The organism is Williamsia maris (assembly GCF_024171815.1).
In the GTDB taxonomy this organism is placed as follows: Bacteria; Actinomycetota; Actinomycetes; order Mycobacteriales; family Mycobacteriaceae; genus Williamsia_A; species Williamsia_A maris.
In genome coordinates this window covers 1,240,250-1,258,959 of sequence record NZ_JAMTCJ010000002.1, presented here as the reverse complement: position 1 = coordinate 1,258,959, position 18,710 = coordinate 1,240,250, and the positions used below count along the sequence as shown (strand labels likewise).

Sequence of the window (18,710 nt, the reverse complement as noted above, 5' to 3'; positions counted from 1 at the left end):
ACCAGCAGTGACAAACGCACCGAGGATCGCTGTGGTGGGGTTCGCCCACAGCCCGCACGTCGATCAGACCTTCGGCACCACCAACGGCGTCGAGATGCTGATGCCGTGCTTCGCCAAGCTCTACGCCGAGCTCGGCATCAGCCGCACCGACATCGACTTCTGGTGCAGCGGCTCGTCGGACTACCTGGCCGGGCGGGCGTTCTCGTTCATCTCGGCCATCGACTCGATCGGCGCGGTCCCGCCCATCCACGAGTCACATGTGGAGATGGACGCCGCCTGGGCGTTGTACGAGGCGTGGGTCAAGATCGCCTCCGGCGAGGTGGAACTCGCGCTCGCCTACGGGTTCGGCAAGCCGTCGGCAGGCAACATGGACCTGACGTTGGCCCTGCAGACCGACCCCTACACCGTCGCCCCGCTCTGGCCGGATGCGAAATCCCTGGCCGCCCTGCAGGCGCGGGCCGGGATCGACTCCGGCGCGTGGACCGAGGCCGACATGGCCGCGGTCGCCGCGCGCACCAGCGGCATCTCGGTCGACGAGCTGCTCGCCACGCCACGCACCGCCGATCCGCTTCGTGCGCATGACTCGTCGCGTTACACCGACGGTGCCGCCGCGGTGATCCTCGCGAGCGAGGACCGTGCCCGCGAGCTCGTCGCCAACCCGGCCTGGATCACCGGATGGGACCACCGCATCGACTCCCCCAACTTCGGCGCACGGGATCTCACCGAGTCCCCGTCGACGCGGTTGGCCGGCGACACCGCTCTGCGGGATGCCGGTTGGGGCGACGACCGCGCGGTCGACATCGCAGAGCTCTACGCGCCGTTCACCCACCAGGAGATCATCATCCGCAACGAACTGCGGCTGCCGGACTCGGTGCGGATAAACCCGTCCGGCGGCGCCCTGGCCGCCAACCCGATGTTCTCCGCGGGCCTGGAACGGATCGGCTTCGCCGCCGCCGCGATCATCGCGGGCGAGGCGAACACCGCCATCGCCCACGCGACCAGCGGTCCACTGCTGCAACAGAACATGGTCGTCGCGCTCTCCGGGGACGACACCGCGAAAGGTGAGCACTGATGGGCAGGTTGCGGGCAGCCGTCATCGGCACCGGACAGACCAAGTACGTGGCCAAGCGACACGACGTCACCATGGCCGGGATGTGCCGAGAGGCCATCGACGCCGCGCTGCGTGACTCACGACTGACGATGGACGACATCGACGCCGTGGTCATCGGCAAGGCCCCCGATCTCTTCGAGGGCGCGATGATGCCCGAGCTCGCGATGGCCGAGTCGATCGGCGCGGTCGGCAAGCGGCTGATCCGGGTGCACACCGCCGGATCGGTGGGTGCGTCCACCGCGGTCGTCGCGTCGTCACTGGTCAGCAGTGGGGTGCACCGTCGGGTGCTGGCCGTGTCGTGGGAGAAACAGTCGGAGTCGAACGCCATGTGGGCGTTGTCGATCCCGGTGCCGTTCACGATGCCGGTCGGTGCCGGCGCGGGCGGCTTCTTCGCCCCGCACGTGCGCTCCTACATCCGTCAGTCCGGTGCGCCCGAGCACATCGGTGCGATGGTCGCGGCCAAGGACCGCCGCAACGGCGCCAGGAACCCACTGGCCCATCTGCATCAGCCCGACATCACCGTCGAGAGCGTGATGGCGTCGCAGATGCTGTGGGATCCCATTCGTTTCGACGAGACGTGCCCGTCGTCGGACGGTGCGTGCGCCGTGGTGATCGGCGACGAGAAGGTGGCCGACGAGTCCATCGCCGACGGCAACACCGTCGCCTGGATCCTCGCGACCGCGATGCGTACCGAGCCGTTGGCCTACGCACATCGCAACGTCGTCAGTCCCCAAGCAGGCCGGGACGCATCGGCCGCGCTGTGGCGTGATGCCGGGATCACCGATCCGCTCGACGAGGTCGACGTCGCCGAGATCTACGTCCCGTTCTCGTGGTTCGAGCCGATGTGGTTGGAGAACCTCGGTTTCGCGGCGGAGAACGAGGGCTGGAAACTCACCGAGAAGGGCGAGACCGAGATGGGCGGGCGTCTGCCGGTGAACCCGTCCGGCGGCGTGTTGTCGTCCAACCCGATCGGCGCCTCCGGGATGATCCGCGTCGCCGAGGCGGCCATCCAGGTGATGGGCAAGGCCGGCGACCACCAGGTAGACAACGTCAAGAAGGCCTTCGGCCACGCCTACGGTGGCGGCTCGCAGTACTTCTCCATGTGGCTCGTGGGTGCGGAGAAGCCGGAATGATCTCGACAACGGAGTTTCGGAGCAGCCCACGAATTCGTGTCACAGTGGGTGCGGAGAAGCCAGAATGAGTACCGCTGCTGGCGAACCCGCGTACCTGAACATCGACCGGGAGAACAATCCCGCCGTCGTCGCCGGTCGGATCTCACGTGAGATGGTCGCTGCCCGCGACAAGCAGGGGTGGATCGACAACTTCGCCGCCGACGCCGTGGTCGAGGACCCGGTGGGGCCGTCGATGTTCGACGAGCAGGGTCGTGGCCATCACGGACACGAGGCGATCGCCGCGTTCTGGGACATGACGATCGCGACGACCGAGAGCCTGGACTTCCAGTTCGACGAGGAGATCATCTGCGGCAACGAGGTGGCCTACATCGGTCGCATCGTCACCCACATCGGCGGCCACGTCACCACGTCGCGCGGGGTGTTCACCTACCGCGCCGATGCCGACGGCAAACTCGTTGCCCTCCGGGCGTTCTGGGAGGTCCAGAAGACGATGGACTCCCTGCAGAAGGCCGACTGACCACCCGACCCGACCTTCCCTACTTGACGCCGTAGTCCACCATCAGGTGCTTGATGCCGTTGATCCAGCCGTGGCGCAGGTACTGCGGCTCGGCGACCTTGGTGATGTCGGGCATGTGGTCGGCGATGGCGTTGAAGATCAGGTTGATCTCCATGCGCGCCAGGTTCGCACCGACGCAGTAGTGCGCGCCGTGCCCACCGAACCCGACGTGCGGGTTGGGGTCGCGGGTGATGTCGAAGGTGAACGGATCGGTGAAGGCGTCGGTGTCGTAGTTGGCCGAGCCGTAGAACATCCCGACGCGCTGGCCCTTCTTGATCTGCACCCCACCGAGTTCGAGATCCTTGCGAGCGGTGCGCTGGAAGCAGTTGACCGGGGTCGCCCAGCGGACGATCTCGTCGGCGGTGGTGGTCGGCCGTTCGCGCTTGAACAGCTCCCACTGGTCGGGATGGTCGAGGAACGCGTTCATGCCGTGGCTGATCGCGTTGCGGGTGGTCTCGTTGCCCGCGACCGACAGCATGATGAAGAAGTAGCCGAACTCGATCTCCGACAACGACTGTCCGTCGATGTCGGCGTTGACCAACTCGGTCACGATGTCGGCGGCCGGACACTTCTTGCGGTCCTCGGCCATCAGGTAGGCGTATCCGAGCACCTCGGCCGAGGCCACCTGCGGATCGTCGGTGAACTCCGGGTCCTCGGAGTTCATCATCGAGTTCGACCAGCGGAACAGCTTCTGCCGATCCTCCTGCGGCACACCGAGCAGGTCGGCGATCGCCTGCAGCGGCAACTCGACCGCGACGTCGCCCACGAAGTCACTCGGCCCGGCGTTCTTCGCGGCGTCGGCGACGATGGCCGCGGCGCGATCACCGAGACCCTCCTCGAGGGCGTGCACGGCCTTCGGTGTGAACGTCTTCGACACCAACTTGCGCAGACGCGTGTGCTCCGGCGGATCGTGGTTGATGACGAGCGCCTTGGTGACGTCGAGCGCCTCGGAGGGCATGTCGTCCTCGAAACGGATGATGACGCCGTTGTCTCCTGCCGACCAGAGCTCGTTGTTCTTGGAGATCTCTCGGATGTGGGCGAGTTTGGTGACGGCCCAGTACCCACCGTCGTGGAACCCGCCGCCCTTCCCGGGCTTCTGTTCGTTCCACCAGATCGGAGCCGTCTGCCGGAGCTCGGCGAACTCCTCGTGCGGCAGGCCCTTCTCCAGCAACTCGGGATGGGTCAGATCGAATCCGTCCGGGGCGGCGGCACTGCGGAACACCGGGCATCCGGTCATCGCACCCGGGTCGGTCGCAGGGCGGCTGTCGGCTCTGGTCATTGACGATCACCTCATCTGAAAAATGAACCTGTTCCAGCGCCATTAGAACACGTTCACACCCGCCTTCACCATGGGTTCAGCGCCGCGACATGGACTCAGATAGAAACTTGTTCTAGTTTGTAAATGACCTACTCAGGTCGAGAAATCAGCAGTGGAGAGGACCCGAGCAATGGGCGTACCGGTGATCGTCGAGGCAGTGCGAACCCCGATCGGCAAGCGAGCGGGTTGGCTCTCGGGCCTGCACGCCGCCGAGATCCTCGGTGCCGCACAGTCCGGGGTCGTCGAGCGGGCCGGCATCGACGCCGCGGTGGTCGAACAGGTCATCGGCGGATGCGTCATGCAGGTGGGCGCGCAGAGCAACAACATCACCCGCACCGCATGGCTGCACGCCGGACTGCCGTGGCAGACCGGCGCGACCACCATCGACTGCCAGTGCGGGTCGGCACAGCAGGCGAACCACCTCATCGCAGGCCTCATCGCGACCGGTGCCATCGACGTCGGCATCGCCTGCGGCGTCGAGTCCATGACGCAGGTCCCCCTGGGTGCCAACGTCATGGTGGAGAACGCCGGACTACGCCGGCCGGAGACCTGGGACATCGACATGCCGAACCAGTTCGAGGCCGCGGAACGGATCGCGCAGCGGCGCGGCATCACGCGCGCCGACACCGACGCCCTCGGTGAGCGCAGCCAACGTCTCGCCAAGCAGGCCTGGGAGGAGGGTCGCTTCGATCGCGAGGTGCTGGCGCTGAAGGTCCGTGAGATGACCAAGGAGGGTGAGCCGACCGGCGCCATCCTCGACGTCAACCGCGACCAGGGTCTGCGGGACACCACCATCGAGTCACTCGGCAACCTCAAGCCGGTGATCGAGGGCGGGATCCACACCGCCGGCACGTCGTCACAGGTCTCCGACGGTGCCGCGGCGGTCCTGCTCATGGACGAGGACAAGGCCAAGGCGCTCGGCCTGAAGCCCCGCGCCCGCCTCCGCGCGATGGCGCTCGTCGGCGCGGAGCCGTACTACCACCTCGACGGGCCGGTCCAGGCCACCGAGCGGGTCCTCGCCAAGTCCGGCATGTCCATGGGCGACATCGACCTCTTCGAGGTCAACGAGGCCTTCGCCTCGGTGCTGCTCAGCTGGGCGTCGGTGCACGAACCCGACATGGACAAGGTGAACGTCAACGGCGGGGCCATCGCCCTCGGACATCCGGTCGGCAGCACCGGCTCCCGCCTCATCACCACCGCACTGCACGAACTCGAGCGCTCTGACAAGTCGACGGCTCTGATCACCATGTGCGCGGGTGGTGCGCTCTCGACGGGCACCATCCTGGAACGAATCTGAAATAGTGTTCCAATGACTTCAGGTGAACAGCAGAGCGCACGCGAGAAACCGGCCGCTCTGGACTCCAAAGCCGTCGGCACGATCCTCAAGTGGGGTTCGCGGGCGAACACGGCGTTGTACAAGGCGACCGGCGGGCGCATCGGCGGGAACTGGCGCATCGGCGCCGGGTTCAAGAAGCCGGTGCCGGTCTGCCTGCTGACCACGACCGGCCGCAAGACGGGAGAGCCGCGGACCGTCCCGCTGCTCTGTCTGCGAGAGGGCGACGCGGTGGTGTTGATCGCCTCGCAGGGCGGCCGGAAGAACCACCCGCTGTGGTATCTCAACCTTGTTGCCGATCCCGAAGTGACGATCCAGATCGGCAAACAAACCGGCCCGTACGTCGCGCGCGCGGCCGACGACGCGGAGCGAGAACGCCTGTGGCCCCGCTACGCCGAGATCTACGCCGACGTCGACCAATACCAGGAATGGGCAGACCGGACAATCCCACTCGTCATCTGCGAGCCGTCTGTGACAGCCACTTCGTGACCGACGGGTAACCGTTTGGTTCGTCTTGCGCAAAGTGCATCGCGAGATGGTCGCAGGGCCGACAATGGGACGGGTGAACTACATGCCCGTCACCGACTCGATGTTCCTGCTGGCCGAATCGCGTGAACACCCGATGCACGTGGGCGGGCTGCAACTGTTCAGCCCGCCCGAGGGCGCAGGCCCCGACTTCGTCTCGAAGATCATCGAGGAAGCACGCTCCCACACCGACCTCGCGCCGCGGTTCGGGATGCGCCCGGCCGACCCGGTCAGCTCGGTGGGCAACCTCTGGTGGGCGAAGAACCAGAAGATCGATTTCGAGTACCACGTCCGCCATTCCGCGGTGCCGCGTCCCGGGCGGATCCGTGAGCTTTTCCAGCTCACCTCGCGGTGGCACGGCACCCTGCTCGACCGACACCGCCCGATGTGGGAGATGCACGTCGTCGAGGGCATCGAGGACGGTCGGTTCGCGGTGTACACGAAGGTCCACCACTCGCTGTTCGACGGGGTGTCCGCGCTGCGCGTCATGCAGAACGCGCTGAGCGAGGATCCCGACGATCTCGAGTTCCGCGCGCCGTGGGACAAGCACGAGAAGCGCTCGAAGCCGTCGACCGCATCGTCGCGCGGCCCCTTGTCGGTCATCGGCGACGCGGTGTCGCTGGGGACGACTGCGGCCGGGCTCGTCCCCGCGTCGATGAAGATCATCGGCACGGCCATGCGCGATCACAACTTCACCACACCGTTCGAGGCGCCCCGGACGATGCTCAACGCGCCGATCGGCGGCGCCCGCCGGTTCGTCGCGCAGACGTGGGAGATCGCCCGCGTGAAGTCCGTCGGCGAGGCGGTCGGTGCCACCCTCAACGACGTCGTCCTCGCGATGTGCAGTGGCGCCCTGCGCAAGTACCTGCTGGAGCAGAACGCACTGCCGGACAAGTCACTCACCTCCATGGTGCCGGTGTCGCTGCGGCCCGATGACCCGGAGCACTCCGGCGGCAACGCCGTCGGGGCCGTGATCGCCTCGCTGGCAACCGATGTCGAGGACCCACTGGAGCGGATGATGGCCATCCGCGAGTCGGTCCAGTCGGCGAAGAGGATGATGGGCGAGCTGAGCCCACTGCAGATCATGCTGCTCAGCGCGGTCAACATGTCGCCGCTGGCGATGTCGCCGATCCCCGGTTTCGTGAGCCTGACCCGGCCCCCGTTCAACGTGATCATCTCGAACGTCCCCGGTCCGCGAAACCGCATGTACTGGAAGGGCGCTCGCCTCGACGGCGTCTACCCCGCGTCGATCGTGCTGGACGGCCAGGCCATCAACATCACGCTGACCAGCAACGCCGATCAGCTCGACTTCGGGATCATCGGATGCCGGCAGACGGTGCCCAGCCTGCAGCGTCTGATCCACCACCTCGAGGACTCCCTGACCGAGCTGGAAAAGGCGGTCGCGGCGACCGTGTGACCGCCCGGGGAGGGGGTGGGCTGATCTACGATGTCGCCATGACCGATCACGATCGTGCCGCGGACCGCCGCGAGATCACCAACGCCCTGCACTCCGCCCTCGAGCGCCGCCACGAGGTCCTCGACGCCATCGTCGAGGCCTCCGACCGCGACGCCGCCGTGGCTGCGATCGCCGAGTTGCTCGGCACCGCCACCCTCGGCGCGCAGGCCGTCATGGGCATGTCGTTCGCACAGTTGACCAAGGACGCCCGGCGCGCCAACCAGAGCGAGCTCGAGGACCTGAACAACCAGCTGACCTTCACCCTGTCGGATCGGCCCGCCAGCTCCGGCGAGACCCTCGGTCTGCGGCCGTTCGACGGTGCAGGCGACAGCGACATCTTCGCCGCACGGACCGACGAGATCGGCGCCGCGGGTGACGGTTCGGGCGGCCCGGCGGGCGGGCTCGACGACGAGATCGCCTCCGCGGTGGACCGCGTGCACGCCGAGGAGGCCGCATGGTTCGTCGCCCTGGAGGGCTCGGACAAGATCGGCATGGTCTTCGGAGAGCTCATCGGCGGCGAGGTGAACGTCCGCATCTGGATCCACCCCGAGCACCGCAAGAAGGGCTACGGAACCGCTGCGCTGCGCGCGTCACGGACCGAGATGGCGTCGCACTTCCCGGGCGTCCCGATGGTGATCCGCGCCCCCGGCGCACCGGCCTAGCGGCCCACGGCCGTGCCCGTCGTCGCCGCTGTCTTCGCGGTCCTGGCCGCGCTCCTGCACGTCGCCATCTTCGCGATGGAATCCGTGTTGTGGACGCGGCCGGCGGTCTACCGACGGTTCGGCGTCGCCTCCGACGCCGATGCGGCCACCACGAAACCGTTGGCGTTCAACCAGGGTTTCTACAACCTCTTCCTGGCCGTCGGCATCATCGTCGGGGTCGTCATCGGCGGCACCGCGGGACTCACGCTCGTCGTCTTCGGGTGCTCGTGCATCGTCGCGGCCGCAGCCGTGCTCGCGAGCACCGGGCGCGCGTACCTCCGCGCCGCGGCGACGCAGGCACTCTTCGCGATCGTCGCCCTGGTGCTGCTCGCCGTCCTGTAAGGCGGCCTCAGGGTGCGCGGTGCGGGACACCGAAGCGCGCAACGATTCTCACGATGTCCCCGGTGTCGGTGAACTCGAACGACTCGGTCACCTTCGCCTGCAGCCGGAGCGGCCGCGGGTGGACGTGGACACAGAAGGTCGAGTGCACGACCCCGTCGACGACCCGAGCCTGGAAGTCGGAGATGGTGTGGATCAGCTTGAACTGCGGCGCTCCGGCGAGCCCGCGTGCGATGTGTCCACCGTTGCGTCCGGTCTTGAGTCCGAGCTCGATCCGCACGCAGGCCGGGTCCAGGGGCACCGCGGACGGGTCGTGGCTCACGAGGGCGTCGACATAGGCCTTCGCCGCGGTGACCCGCTGCTCGTCGGTGAGCCCGGTCCCGCCCGTCATCAGCGGGCGCCGTAGACCGGGAACGGCGCGGGTGCCTCGGCGAGGATCTCGGCGATCACCGGACCCAGCTCGGCCGGATCCCACCGAGACCCTTTGTCCCGCAGCACACTGCGCTGCCAACCGTCGGTCACCGACACCTTGCCCCCCTCCACCTCGAACACCCGACCGGTCACGTTCGCCGACTCCGGCGAGCCCAGCCACACCACCAGCGGCGACACGTTCGCCGGGTCCATGGTGTCGAACGACCCGTCGGCCGGAGGCGCCATCTGCGCGGCCATGGCCTCGCCGGCGCTGGTGGTCATGCGGGTCCGCGCGGACGGGGCGATCGCGTTCACGGTGACGCCGTACCCGGCGAGTTCGGATGCCGCCTGGATGGTCAACTGCGCGATGGCCGCCTTCGCGGCGGCGTAGTTGCCCTGTCCCACCGAGCCGTACAGGCCGGCACCCGACGAGGTGTTGATGATGCGGGCCGACCGCGTCGACCCGGCCTTGGCCTGCGCCCGCCAGTACGCACCCGCGTGGCGCAGCATCGAGAAATGGCCCTTGAGGTGAACGCGGATCACGTCGTCCCAGTCGTTCTCGCTCATCGACACCAGCATCTTGTCGCGCAGGAAGCCGGCGTTGCTGACGAGCACGTCGAGGGCCCCGAAGTGCTCGACCGCCGAGTTGACGAGGTTCTCCGACCCCGCCCAGTCGGCCACGTCGTCGCCGTTGACGACGGCGTCGCCACCCGTGGCGACGATCTCGGCGACCACCTGCTCGGCAGGCGAGTCCCCTGTGGCAGACCCGTCCAGCCCGGCCCCGATGTCGTTGACGACGACCTTGGCGCCGGACGCCGCGAACGCCAGTGCGTGCTCGCGGCCGATGCCCCGTCCCGCGCCGGTGACGATGACGACGCGTCCCTCGTTGATGCCGCTCATGATGTCTTCTGCTCCGATGTGGTGGTGGTGGTGTTCGCTGCGTCCAGGAAGGCCGGCCTCTCGCCGCCGCCGTGGACCGTGATGGTGGATCCGGTGATGTATCCGGCCAACGGCGACAACAGGAATGCCACCGCGTTGCCGATGTCGTCGGGGACGGCCATCCGTCCCATCGGGATCGTGCGACCGACCGCGGCGACGCCCTCGGCGTCGCCGTAGTGCAGTTCGGACAGTTCGGTCTGCACCGGACCCGCGACCACCGAGTTGATACGCACCGCGGGCGCCCACTCGATGGCCAGTGAGCCCGTGAGGTTGTCCAGCCCGGCCTTCGCCGCGCCGTATCCGGCGGTCCCCGGCGACGGGCGGTGGCCGCTGACGCTGGAGACGTTGACGATGGCGCCGCCGTCGGCCTGCTCCCGCATCACGGCCTGCGCGGCCTGCGCGACGATCAGCGGCGCCAGCAGGTTGAGTTCGACGATCTTGCTGTGGAAGCGAGCACCGGCGTCGGCCGCGAGGGCGAACGGCGACCCGCCCGCGTTGTTCACCAGGCCGTCGAGCCGTCCGTGGCGCGCCACGATGCCCGCGACCATCTCGGCCACCGCGTCGGGGTCGCGGACGTCGCAGGAGACGAACTCCGGGGCGCCCGCGCGGTCCGGATCGTCGGGGGCGCGGCGCGCGCAGGCGACGACGGTGGCACCCAGTGCGCCGAGTACCGAACAGATGCCCGCCCCGACCCCTCGTGCGCCGCCGGTCACCAGGACCACGCGGCCGTCCAGACCGATATCCACGCATCCACTCCGATCGCCCGAGTCCTCCGGCCGCCTGACCGGTGCTGCTAGGCTACCAAGCAAGTGTTTGGTTGGTAACACGTCCACCGGGTATGCGAGGGAGTAGCGCCAGTGTCGATCACGACATCCACCATCGAACCGGGCATCGTGACGGTGACCGTCGACTTCCCGCCGGTCAACGCGTTGCCGTCGGCGGCCTGGTTCGACCTCGGTGAGCAGATCCTCGCCGCGGGGGCCGACCCGGCCACCCACGTGGTGATCCTGCGAGCCGAGGGACGTGGCTTCAATGCCGGCGTCGACATCAAGGAGATGCAGGCGACCGAGGGCTACGGCGCGCTGATCGACGCGAACCGCGGGTGCGCGGCCGCCTTCGCCGCGGTCTACGACTGCGCGGTCCCGGTCGTCGTCGCGGTCAACGGGTTCTGCGTCGGCGGCGGTATCGGTCTGGTGGGCAACGCCGACGTCATCGTGGCCACCGACGACGCGGTCTTCGGTCTGCCCGAGGTGGACCGCGGAGCACTCGGCGCCGCAACCCATCTCGCACGTCTGGTCCCCCAGCACCTGATGCGCACGCTGTACTTCACCGCCCAGAACGTCACCGCGCAGCAGCTCGAGCACTTCGGGTCGGTGTACCGGGTGGTGCCGCGCGCCGATCTGCTCGAGACCGCACTGGAGGTCGCGCGCATGATCGCCGTCAAGGACACCCGCGTCATCCGTGCCGCCAAGGAGGCCCTCAACGGCATCGACCCGGTCGACGTGAAGACCAGCTACCGCCTCGAACAGGGATACACCTTCGAACTCAACCTCGCCGGTGTCTCCGACGAGCACCGCGATGCTTTCGTCACCACCGGAAAGGCCAAGGCGTGAGCGCGACCGGCACCACCCGGACGCAGACCGACAAGTCGTCGACCCTCGACGAGGCCATCGCCGAGATCTCCAGCGGGATGACCATCGGCATCGGCGGATGGGGATCGCGCCGCAAGCCGATGGCCTTGATCCGTGCGTTGGCTCGGTCGGAGGTCACCGATCTGACCGTGGTCACCTACGGCGGCCCCGACCTGGGGCTGCTCTGCGCCGCGGGCAAGGTCGCCAAGGCGTACTACGGGTTCGTCTCTCTCGACTCGCCTCCGTTCTACGACCCCTGGTTCGCCCACGCGCGGACCACCGGCGCCATCGAGGTCCGCGAGATGGACGAGGGCATGGTCAAGTGCGGACTGGAGGCCGCCGCGTCGCGTCTGCCGTTCCTGCCGATCCGGGCGGGCCTGGGCTCTGCCGTGCAGGACTTCTGGGGCACCGAGCTCAAGACGGTCGACTCGCCCTACCCGGACGCCGACGGCCGCACCCAGACGCTCATCGCGATGCCTGCACTGAATCTCGATGTGGCACTGGTGCACCTGGACATCGCCGACGTGCACGGCAACGCCGCGTACACCGGCGTCGACCCGTACTTCGACGACCTCTACTGCGGGGCCGCGACACGGCGCCTCCTCGAGGTCGACACCGTGGTGAGCACAGCCGAGCTGGTGGAAACGGTTCCGTTGCAGCGCATGCTGCTCAACCGTATGAACGTCGATCGGGTCATCCACGCACCGAACGGTGCCCACTTCACCTTCGCCGGCGACTACGGACGCGACGAGGCGTTCCAGCGGTTCTACGCCACCTCAGCCGCCGACCCGGACACCTGGCGGGCGTTCTCCGACCGGTTCCTCGCGGTCGACGAGGAGACCTATCAGACGCGTGTGCGTGACTGGGCGAGCGAGCAGGGAGCAGAGAAAGCATGAGCGACAACGTCACCCGCGCCGAGGTCTGCGTGATCGCCTGCGCCGAGATCTTCGACGGCGCCGGCGAGATCATGGCGTCCCCGATGGCCACGACACCACTGATCGGCGCGCGCCTGGCACGCCTGACCACCGAACCCGACCTGCTCATCACCGACGGTGAGGCGCTGATCTTCGCCGACACCCCCGCGGTCGGGCGCAGCGCACCCATCGAGGGGTGGATGCCGTTCCGCAAGGTGTTCGACGTGGTGGCGTCGGGTCGGAGGCATGTCGTGATGGGCGCCAACCAGATCGACCGACACGGCAACCAGAATCTGTCCGCGTTCGGTCCGCTGCAGCAGCCGACCCGCCAGATGTTCGGTGTGCGTGGGGCTCCCGGCAACACCCTGAACCACCCGACGAGCTACTGGGTCGCCAAGCACAATGCGCGTGTGTTCGGCGATCAGGTCGACATCGTCTCGGGCGTCGGATACGACCAGGTGAACCCGGACAACCCGGCGTATCAGTACCTCGACATCCACCGCGTGGTGACGAACCTCGGCGTGTTCGACTTCGGCGGACCCGACCACACCATGCGGGCACGCTCGCTGCATCCCGGCGTCACCGCCGATGAAGTGGCCGACAACACCGGATTCGAGGTGGCCGAACTGGATTCGGCGGGCGTGACGCGACTGCCGAGCGACGAAGAAGTGCGTCTGATCCGTGAGGTCATCGACCCCAAGGGCCTGCGCGAGCGCGAGGTCAAGCCGGTGGAGACGAGCCGGTGACGCAACCGCGGATGTCGACGCCGTTCACCGAACTGGTCGGCATCGACTACCCGATCGTGCAGACCGGCATGGGCTGGGTGTCGGGGGCGTCGTTGACCTCGGCCACGTCGAACGCGGGTGGCCTCGGGATCCTGGCCTCGGCGACGATGACCTACGACGAGCTCGAGACCGCGGTCGCGAGGACGAAGTCGTTGACCGACAAGCCGTTCGGCGTCAACATCCGCGCCGACGCCACCGACGCCGGCGAACGCATCGACCTGCTGATCCGCGAGAAGGTGCGGGTCGCGTCGTTCGCGTTGGCGCCCAAGAAGGATCTGATCAGCAAGCTCAAGGACAACGGCATCGTCGTGATCCCGTCGATCGGTGCGGCCAAGCACGCGGTCAAGGTCGCGTCCTGGGGTGCCGACGCCGTGATCGTGCAGGGCGGTGAGGGCGGCGGCCACACCGGCCCCGTCGCGACGACGCTGTTGTTGCCGTCGGTGCTCGACGCACTCGGTCCCGGCGGGATCCCGGTCGTCGCCGCGGGCGGGTTCTTCGACGGTCGCGGGCTCGCCGCGGCACTGTCGTACGGCGCGGCCGGGGTCGCGATGGGCACCCGCTTCCTGCTCACGTCCGACAGCACGGTGCCCGATTCGGTGAAGCAGGAATACATCGGTCGGACCCTCAACGACACCGTCGTCTCCACCAAGGTCGACGGGATGCCGCATCGGGTGCTGCGGACCTCGCTGGTGAACAAGCTCGAGGGCGGTAGTCCGATCAAGGCCCTGGTCGCGGCGGCCCGCAACGCCAACGACTTCAAGCAGATGACCGGCATGAAGTGGACGACGATGCTCACCGACGGTCGCACCATGCGCAGATCCGGTGAGCGCACCTGGCAGCAGATCATCATGGCCGGGAACACCCCCATGTTGCTCAAGGCCGGCCTGGTCGACGGCGACACCGGCGCAGGGGTGCTCGCGTCCGGGCAGGTGGTCGGGATGATCGACGACCTGCCCAGCTGCGACGAGTTGATTCAGTCGATCATGACCCGGGCCCGCGAACGACTCTCGGAGCTGCGCGAACTCGCCTGAGCATTTCTTGCCGTAACGCTGGCTAGTAGGTCGACCGCATAGACCTCAACCGGGCGATCGGAGTTGCCCGTCCGGCCACCGCGTAGGTGAAATTCTGGGTCCTCGGCAATTCGGATATCCGGGCATAGTCAGTCGCCAGGGCTTCGTACTTCCCAGCGGAGCCAACCAGAAACGCACTTGCCACCGCCCCCGTAAGAGGAACCATCAGCAGGAATGCGTTCCATGGGGCCGGTTCGGCAGCACCGCTGGCGAACCAAATAACCACGCGAGGTACAAACGCCGAGGCCACCAATCCCAGAAGAATTCCGACCGTCTTTCGCATCGTCGCACTGAATCGTGCCTGAGCCGCGAACGAACCGGAGACCACGACGCTTCGGACAGACTGCGGCACCTCCCAGTCGTCGTTGAACCGTCTGCGGTGATACTCCAGCACCCGACCGTGACACTCGATTGTGGACGGGTGCGGGAACCGCGACGAGGCTTTCACCCAGCGAACGACCCTGGCCCTCTCGCGATTTGCTACGACGAGCAGAACCGAACCGAGAATCGTGACGATCGCGGCAACCGCCAACCCCGCCGCGAACGGCTGAATTGCCGTTGCAGGTCGTAGGAGCAGCGGTAGTGCGCAGCTGAGAAGCGTCGCACCGACCAAACGATTTCTCCTCAACAGGCGCACGGCTCGGCTAAGTGTCTTCGGAAGATCCGACGGATGGACTGCCCACGCGTAGTAGAAGACGACGACGGACACGAGAAATCCCAAACCGGGCCCCACCCGGAGGAGCAGCCACATTGCCATTCCCGCAGTTCGCATGCCCCCGGTAACCGGCACAACCCCTCCAGCTGACAACGCCCACGCACCGAGCATGACCCAGGCCGATGCGATGGAAACGAAAGCGAGTGCATTAATTACGACAAACCACCACAAGTACGTCCTGGACGGCGACCATCGAGTTTTGCGTTCCGCTGTGTGCACGGGTCCTCACCTCTCGCATGTACTCGTTTGACAGAACCGGCCCCTTTTTACCGTGGAGCACTGACACCGCCGAAGTCCGCTCGTGCGCGCTTGTGACCTGCCCTGATACACCGGCGTTCTAAGCTAAAGGCGTGCCCGAGCCCACTCCCCTTCACGTCGATCGCCACCTCGCGCTCAGCTTCGGAGCGCAGGCACAGGCCTACGAGGACCATCGGCCCGACTTCCCCGACGACCTGATGGATGCGGTCGCCGCACTCGGCCATCGTGTCCTCGATGTCGGGTCGGGTACGGGTAAGGCGGCGGCCGCGCTGCTCGCCCGCGGTTGCGATGTGCTTGCCGTGGAACCGGATTCGGACATGGCGGACATCGCGCGCGCCAAGGGTGTGACCGTGGAGCCCGGGACCTTCGAGCACTGGGACCCGCGGGGGCGGTCGTTCGATCTGGTGGTCTTCGCCCGCTCGTGGCACTGGGTGGACCCGATCCCGGCCCTGGCGAAGCTCGCCGAGATCCTCCCCGTCGGCGGCCACGTTGCACTGCTGTCCCACGAGTCGAGTTGGCGCGGATTCGACAATCCGGCCATCCACGACATCGTCGACGGCGTGCTGGGCAACAACGACACCGCCCGACGCAGGCTGACCGACGAGACGGCCGCCGACTTCACCGCCGCCGGTTTCGACATGCGCGTCGAGGACTTCCCACTGACGGAGACCGTCACCGTCGCAGACTGGTTGGACACCGTGTTCACCTACTCCCGGTTCCTGGTGCTCGACCAGCCGACCAAGTACCGGCTGCGGGACGAGTTGTCGGCGGCTCTCGGCGACGATCCGATCACGATCACCGGGTCGCCGCGGGCGATGATCGCCCGGAGGCGCTGACGTGGCCGGACCACTGCACACCCAACGGGATCGAGCGGACTCGTTCGGATCGGTGGCACGCGCCTACGACCGGCACCGACCGAGGTATCCGGTCGAGGTGATCGACGACATCGCCGCGCTCGCCCACGGCGGTCGTGTTCTGGACGTGGGCTCGGGGACGGGCATCGCCGCCGCGCAGCTCGCCGAGCGTGATCTGCCGGTGTTGTCGGTGGAGCCGGACGCGGCGATGGCCGCGGTCGCTGCCGCCAAAGGGCTGCGCGTCGAGTTGGGCACGTTCGAGGACTGGGACCCGGACGGACGGGTGTTCGATGTCGTGCTGTTCGCGCAGTCGTGGCACTGGGTCCGCGCCGACGTCGCTGTGCCGAAGGCGTATTCGATCCTCCGGCCCGGTGGGTCGCTCGCGCTGCTGTGGCATGCCACCGCACCGGAGTCACCACCGCCGGCGGACTTCGACACCGTCTACCGCAGGTACATGAACATTCGCGAGCATCCGACGGCGACCGGCGAGGTTCCGCTCGCGGACACCCTGGCCGCTGGCGGGTTCGAGGTGTCCGAGACGACGCACCCGATCCGGACCGAGTACACCACCCAGGCGTGGCTCGACATGGTCTTCACGTTCTCCGCGCAGATCGTGCTCGATCCCGATGCGGCACGGTCTCTTCGAGCCGATCTCGCGGAACTGGCGGGCCCGGACGGGGTCACGGTCATCGGATCCACCTACCTGGCCACGGGAACCAAGCCCCGCTAGGGGGTTTCCCGTCAGTCCGGCAGCTCGTCGGCCATCCGGGCGACGAGGGCGGCGGTGAGTCCGTCGAGTACCGGCAACGCATGGGCGAGGACCGCACGGGCGTCGTCGTCGAGACCACCGAGGATCTCGTCGAGGACCGCGCCGGCAGCCTCGTCGTATCGATGCAACAGATCCAGCGCGCGCGGGGTCGGGGCGATCAGCACCTGTCGCAGATCGTCGGCACCCGGCACCCTGGTGACGAGGTCGTCGGCGGTCATCGCCCGGATCACGTTGCTCACGGTGGGGCGGGCCAACTGCAGGCCGGCGGCCAGATCCCCCGACGTCTGCGGGGACTGCCCGGCCAACGACCGCAGCACCTGGATCTGCGCCTCGGGGAGGTCAGGGAGGCCGGCGGCCAACCGCGCCGCGCGCAGCATGGCGCGACGCAGTGGACCGATCGTCCGGCTCAACTCCGCGGCGAGCTCGGTCATGGGCACCTCCGACATCCTGCACACCATTGTCTGCAAACTAGTTTTGTGACAAAATCAAATCATGACTCAGCACATCGACGTACAGAACCCCATCCCCGCGCAGGACCTCTCCGGCCTTGTCGGCCATCGCTTCATCTACACCTACGCCAACTCGTGGCAGTACGAAATGTATGTGAAGAACGCGACCACCATCGACTACCGGATCCACACCGGCATGGTCGGTGGGCGGTGGGTCAAGGACCAGGAGGTCGACCTCGTCCAGCTCGACGACGACGTCTTCAAGATCTCGTGGAACGAGCCCACCGGCACGTCCGTCGTGGTCAACGTCCTGCCCGGCAAGCGCCGCCTGCACGGCACCATCTTCTTCCCCAAGTGGGTCGAGGACGCGGGCACCAAGACCGTGGTCTTCCAGAACGACCACCTCGACGAGATGCGCACCTACCGTGACGCCGGCCCGACCTACCCGATCTACGTGGTTCCCGAGTTCGCCGCGATCACGCTGTTCGAGAACGTCGGGATCGACGACGAGTCCGTGATCTCGGTGGGACCGTCGGAGCTCCCCGCCGGATTCGCCGACCGCACCAACTGATGTCCACGCCCGCCGCGCCGCCGCTGGAGTTCGTCGCGCACCTCTCGATCGCCGTCGGTACACCCATCGACCTCGGCGCCCTGCCGAACGGCCACCGGCGCATGGTGCCGATCCTGGGTGGCACCGTCGCCGGGCCCCGGCTGCGCGGACGGGTCCTCCCCGCGGGCGCCGACCACCAGTACCTGCGGTCGGATCGGGTGACCGAGCTCGACGCACGGTACGCCGTGGAGACCGACGACGGCGCACGGATCGCGGTGCACAACATCGGCTTGCGCGTGGGCAGCGCGGCCGATGTCGCGGCGCTGCTGCGCGACGAACCGGTCGATCCGAACCGGATCTATTTCCGCACCCAGCCGCGTCTGTCGACCGCCCATCCCGACTACGCCTGGCTTGACGACACGTTGTTCGTCGCGGCCGGGGAACGGACTCCCACCACCGTCGAACTGGACGTCTTCGCCGTTCGGTGAGTCGGGAGTCAGTGCAGGACCTTCAGTCCCACCACACCTCCCACGATGACAGCCAGCAACACGATCTTCGTCCAGGACGCCGCCTCGTCACCGGTCAGCATCGCGTAGGTCACCGTGAGCACCGCCCCGATACCCACCCACACCGCGTAGGCCGTACCGATGGGGAGACTGCGCAACGCGTAGGCCAGACCGGCCATGCTGACGACGAGTCCGACCGCGAAGACGACAGACGGTGTCAGGCGAGTGAACCCCTCGGACCTACCGAGCGCAGTGGCCCAGATCGCTTCGAAGACACCGGAGATGATGAGAACCGACCACGCCATGACGAGCTCCTGTGCACCGTCTTGTCGCTGGTCGGGTACGGCGCGCTCGTCCGAGGGTCATTGTGACTGCCGTCCACGCTAG

At 67.5% G+C, this 18,710-nt stretch carries 23 protein-coding genes and 1 riboswitch; of the genes, 16 read left to right on the top strand and 7 right to left on the bottom strand.

Annotation, left to right across the window (positions count from 1 at the left end):
- The first annotated feature begins 7 nt into the window (after window positions 1-7).
- The 3 genes from LX13_RS12675 to LX13_RS12665 all read left to right on the top strand — a co-directional run bounded on the left by LX13_RS12675 (window position 8) and on the right by LX13_RS12665 (window position 2,761).
- Window positions 8-1,072, top strand: coding sequence for a thiolase family protein (locus LX13_RS12675; RefSeq protein WP_253661654.1), 1,065 nt, complete (start codon window positions 8-10; stop codon window positions 1,070-1,072).
- Window positions 1,072-2,244, top strand: a complete 1,173-nt coding sequence (locus LX13_RS12670; RefSeq protein ID WP_253661653.1) for a thiolase family protein — start codon at window positions 1,072-1,074, stop codon at window positions 2,242-2,244. Before LX13_RS12675 ends, LX13_RS12670 begins: the two co-directional genes overlap by 1 nt.
- A gap of 64 nt (window positions 2,245-2,308) precedes the next feature.
- The gene (locus LX13_RS12665; RefSeq protein ID WP_253661652.1) at window positions 2,309-2,761 is read left to right on the top strand and encodes a nuclear transport factor 2 family protein; all 453 of its coding nucleotides are present in this window, start codon (window positions 2,309-2,311) and stop codon (window positions 2,759-2,761) included.
- A gap of 19 nt (window positions 2,762-2,780) precedes the next feature.
- On the opposite strand, the gene LX13_RS12660 is transcribed toward LX13_RS12665, so the two are convergent.
- On the bottom strand, window positions 2,781-4,037 hold the full coding sequence (locus LX13_RS12660) for a cytochrome P450 (protein ID WP_253661846.1): 1,257 nt from the start codon (window positions 4,035-4,037) through the stop codon (window positions 2,781-2,783).
- Window positions 4,038-4,248: 211 nt separating this feature from the next.
- On the opposite strand from LX13_RS12660, the gene LX13_RS12655 reads away from it, so the two are divergent.
- From LX13_RS12655 to LX13_RS12635, 5 genes are all read left to right on the top strand, one after another.
- A complete protein-coding gene (locus LX13_RS12655; protein WP_253661651.1) occupies window positions 4,249-5,415 on the top strand; it encodes a steroid 3-ketoacyl-CoA thiolase in 1,167 nt (388 codons plus the stop codon).
- A gap of 12 nt (window positions 5,416-5,427) precedes the next feature.
- Window positions 5,428-5,940: a nitroreductase family deazaflavin-dependent oxidoreductase gene (locus tag LX13_RS12650; protein ID WP_253661650.1), complete on the top strand. Its 513-nt coding sequence runs from the start codon at window positions 5,428-5,430 to the stop codon at window positions 5,938-5,940.
- A gap of 82 nt (window positions 5,941-6,022) precedes the next feature.
- Window positions 6,023-7,393: a WS/DGAT/MGAT family O-acyltransferase gene (locus tag LX13_RS12645; protein ID WP_253661845.1), complete on the top strand. Its 1,371-nt coding sequence runs from the start codon at window positions 6,023-6,025 to the stop codon at window positions 7,391-7,393.
- A 38-nt stretch (window positions 7,394-7,431) separates the two neighbouring features.
- The gene (locus LX13_RS12640) at window positions 7,432-8,094 is read left to right on the top strand and encodes a GNAT family N-acetyltransferase (RefSeq protein ID WP_253661649.1); all 663 of its coding nucleotides are present in this window, start codon (window positions 7,432-7,434) and stop codon (window positions 8,092-8,094) included.
- Window positions 8,095-8,106: 12 nt separating this feature from the next.
- The gene (locus tag LX13_RS12635) at window positions 8,107-8,475 is read left to right on the top strand and encodes a DUF1304 domain-containing protein (RefSeq protein WP_253661648.1); all 369 of its coding nucleotides are present in this window, start codon (window positions 8,107-8,109) and stop codon (window positions 8,473-8,475) included.
- Between the two features lie 7 nt (window positions 8,476-8,482).
- Here LX13_RS12635 and LX13_RS12630 read toward each other — a convergent pair whose 3' ends face one another.
- From LX13_RS12630 to LX13_RS12620, 3 genes are read right to left on the bottom strand one after another with little or no spacing between them, the layout of a single operon-like run.
- Window positions 8,483-8,863 carry a DUF8021 domain-containing protein gene (locus LX13_RS12630; RefSeq protein ID WP_253661647.1) on the bottom strand — a complete coding sequence of 127 codons (381 nt, stop codon included), beginning with the start codon at window positions 8,861-8,863 and terminating at the stop codon, window positions 8,483-8,485.
- On the bottom strand, window positions 8,863-9,783 hold the full coding sequence (locus LX13_RS12625) for an SDR family oxidoreductase (protein WP_253661646.1): 921 nt from the start codon (window positions 9,781-9,783) through the stop codon (window positions 8,863-8,865). The genes LX13_RS12630 and LX13_RS12625 overlap by 1 nt, the downstream gene beginning before the upstream one ends.
- Entirely contained in the window at window positions 9,780-10,568 is a 789-nt protein-coding gene (locus LX13_RS12620; RefSeq protein WP_253661645.1) for an SDR family oxidoreductase, read from the bottom strand. The genes LX13_RS12625 and LX13_RS12620 overlap by 4 nt, the downstream gene beginning before the upstream one ends.
- 111 nt (window positions 10,569-10,679) lie before the next feature.
- On the opposite strand from LX13_RS12620, the gene echA20 reads away from it, so the two are divergent.
- Genes echA20 through LX13_RS12600 form a run of 4 tightly spaced genes read left to right on the top strand, consistent with a single transcriptional unit; the run spans window position 10,680 to window position 14,183 of the window.
- Window positions 10,680-11,435, top strand: coding sequence for a (7aS)-7a-methyl-1,5-dioxo-2,3,5,6,7,7a-hexahydro-1H-indene-carboxyl-CoA hydrolase (echA20, locus tag LX13_RS12615; protein WP_253661644.1), 756 nt, complete (start codon window positions 10,680-10,682; stop codon window positions 11,433-11,435).
- Window positions 11,432-12,349: a CoA transferase subunit A gene (locus LX13_RS12610; RefSeq protein ID WP_308214739.1), complete on the top strand. Its 918-nt coding sequence runs from the start codon at window positions 11,432-11,434 to the stop codon at window positions 12,347-12,349. The genes echA20 and LX13_RS12610 overlap by 4 nt, the downstream gene beginning before the upstream one ends.
- Entirely contained in the window at window positions 12,346-13,113 is a 768-nt protein-coding gene (gene ipdB, locus LX13_RS12605) for a cholesterol ring-cleaving hydrolase subunit IpdB (RefSeq protein ID WP_253661643.1), read from the top strand. The genes LX13_RS12610 and ipdB overlap by 4 nt, the downstream gene beginning before the upstream one ends.
- Before the next feature lie 11 nt (window positions 13,114-13,124).
- Window positions 13,125-14,183, top strand: coding sequence for an NAD(P)H-dependent flavin oxidoreductase (locus LX13_RS12600; protein WP_253661843.1), 1,059 nt, complete (start codon window positions 13,125-13,127; stop codon window positions 14,181-14,183).
- A 22-nt stretch (window positions 14,184-14,205) separates the two neighbouring features.
- On the opposite strand, the gene LX13_RS12595 is transcribed toward LX13_RS12600, so the two are convergent.
- Window positions 14,206-14,931, bottom strand: coding sequence for a hypothetical protein (locus LX13_RS12595; protein ID WP_253661642.1), 726 nt, complete (start codon window positions 14,929-14,931; stop codon window positions 14,206-14,208).
- A 356-nt stretch (window positions 14,932-15,287) separates the two neighbouring features.
- On the opposite strand from LX13_RS12595, the gene LX13_RS12590 reads away from it, so the two are divergent.
- Together LX13_RS12590 and LX13_RS12585 are read left to right on the top strand one after the other, a co-directional pair.
- Window positions 15,288-16,031 carry a class I SAM-dependent methyltransferase gene (locus LX13_RS12590; RefSeq protein ID WP_253661641.1) on the top strand — a complete coding sequence of 248 codons (744 nt, stop codon included), beginning with the start codon at window positions 15,288-15,290 and terminating at the stop codon, window positions 16,029-16,031.
- A gap of 1 nt (window position 16,032) precedes the next feature.
- Window positions 16,033-16,779 carry a class I SAM-dependent methyltransferase gene (locus tag LX13_RS12585; protein WP_253661640.1) on the top strand — a complete coding sequence of 249 codons (747 nt, stop codon included), beginning with the start codon at window positions 16,033-16,035 and terminating at the stop codon, window positions 16,777-16,779.
- An 11-nt stretch (window positions 16,780-16,790) separates the two neighbouring features.
- Here LX13_RS12585 and LX13_RS12580 read toward each other — a convergent pair whose 3' ends face one another.
- Complete coding sequence (locus LX13_RS12580; RefSeq protein ID WP_253661639.1) at window positions 16,791-17,264, bottom strand: MarR family winged helix-turn-helix transcriptional regulator; 474 nt, start codon at window positions 17,262-17,264, stop codon at window positions 16,791-16,793.
- Between the two features lie 46 nt (window positions 17,265-17,310).
- Between LX13_RS12580 and LX13_RS12575 the strand changes: the two genes are divergently transcribed.
- Together LX13_RS12575 and LX13_RS12570 are read left to right on the top strand one after the other, a co-directional pair.
- A complete protein-coding gene (locus LX13_RS12575) occupies window positions 17,311-17,838 on the top strand; it encodes a phenolic acid decarboxylase (protein WP_253661638.1) in 528 nt (175 codons plus the stop codon).
- The gene (locus LX13_RS12570; protein ID WP_253661637.1) at window positions 17,838-18,305 is read left to right on the top strand and encodes a DUF3237 domain-containing protein; all 468 of its coding nucleotides are present in this window, start codon (window positions 17,838-17,840) and stop codon (window positions 18,303-18,305) included. Before LX13_RS12575 ends, LX13_RS12570 begins: the two co-directional genes overlap by 1 nt.
- Window positions 18,306-18,313: 8 nt before the next feature.
- Here LX13_RS12570 and LX13_RS12565 read toward each other — a convergent pair whose 3' ends face one another.
- Complete coding sequence (locus LX13_RS12565) at window positions 18,314-18,628, bottom strand: DMT family transporter (RefSeq protein WP_253661636.1); 315 nt, start codon at window positions 18,626-18,628, stop codon at window positions 18,314-18,316.
- A gap of 10 nt (window positions 18,629-18,638) precedes the next feature.
- Window positions 18,639-18,700, bottom strand: a riboswitch (guanidine-III (ykkC-III) riboswitch).
- Window positions 18,701-18,710: the final 10 nt, after the last annotated feature.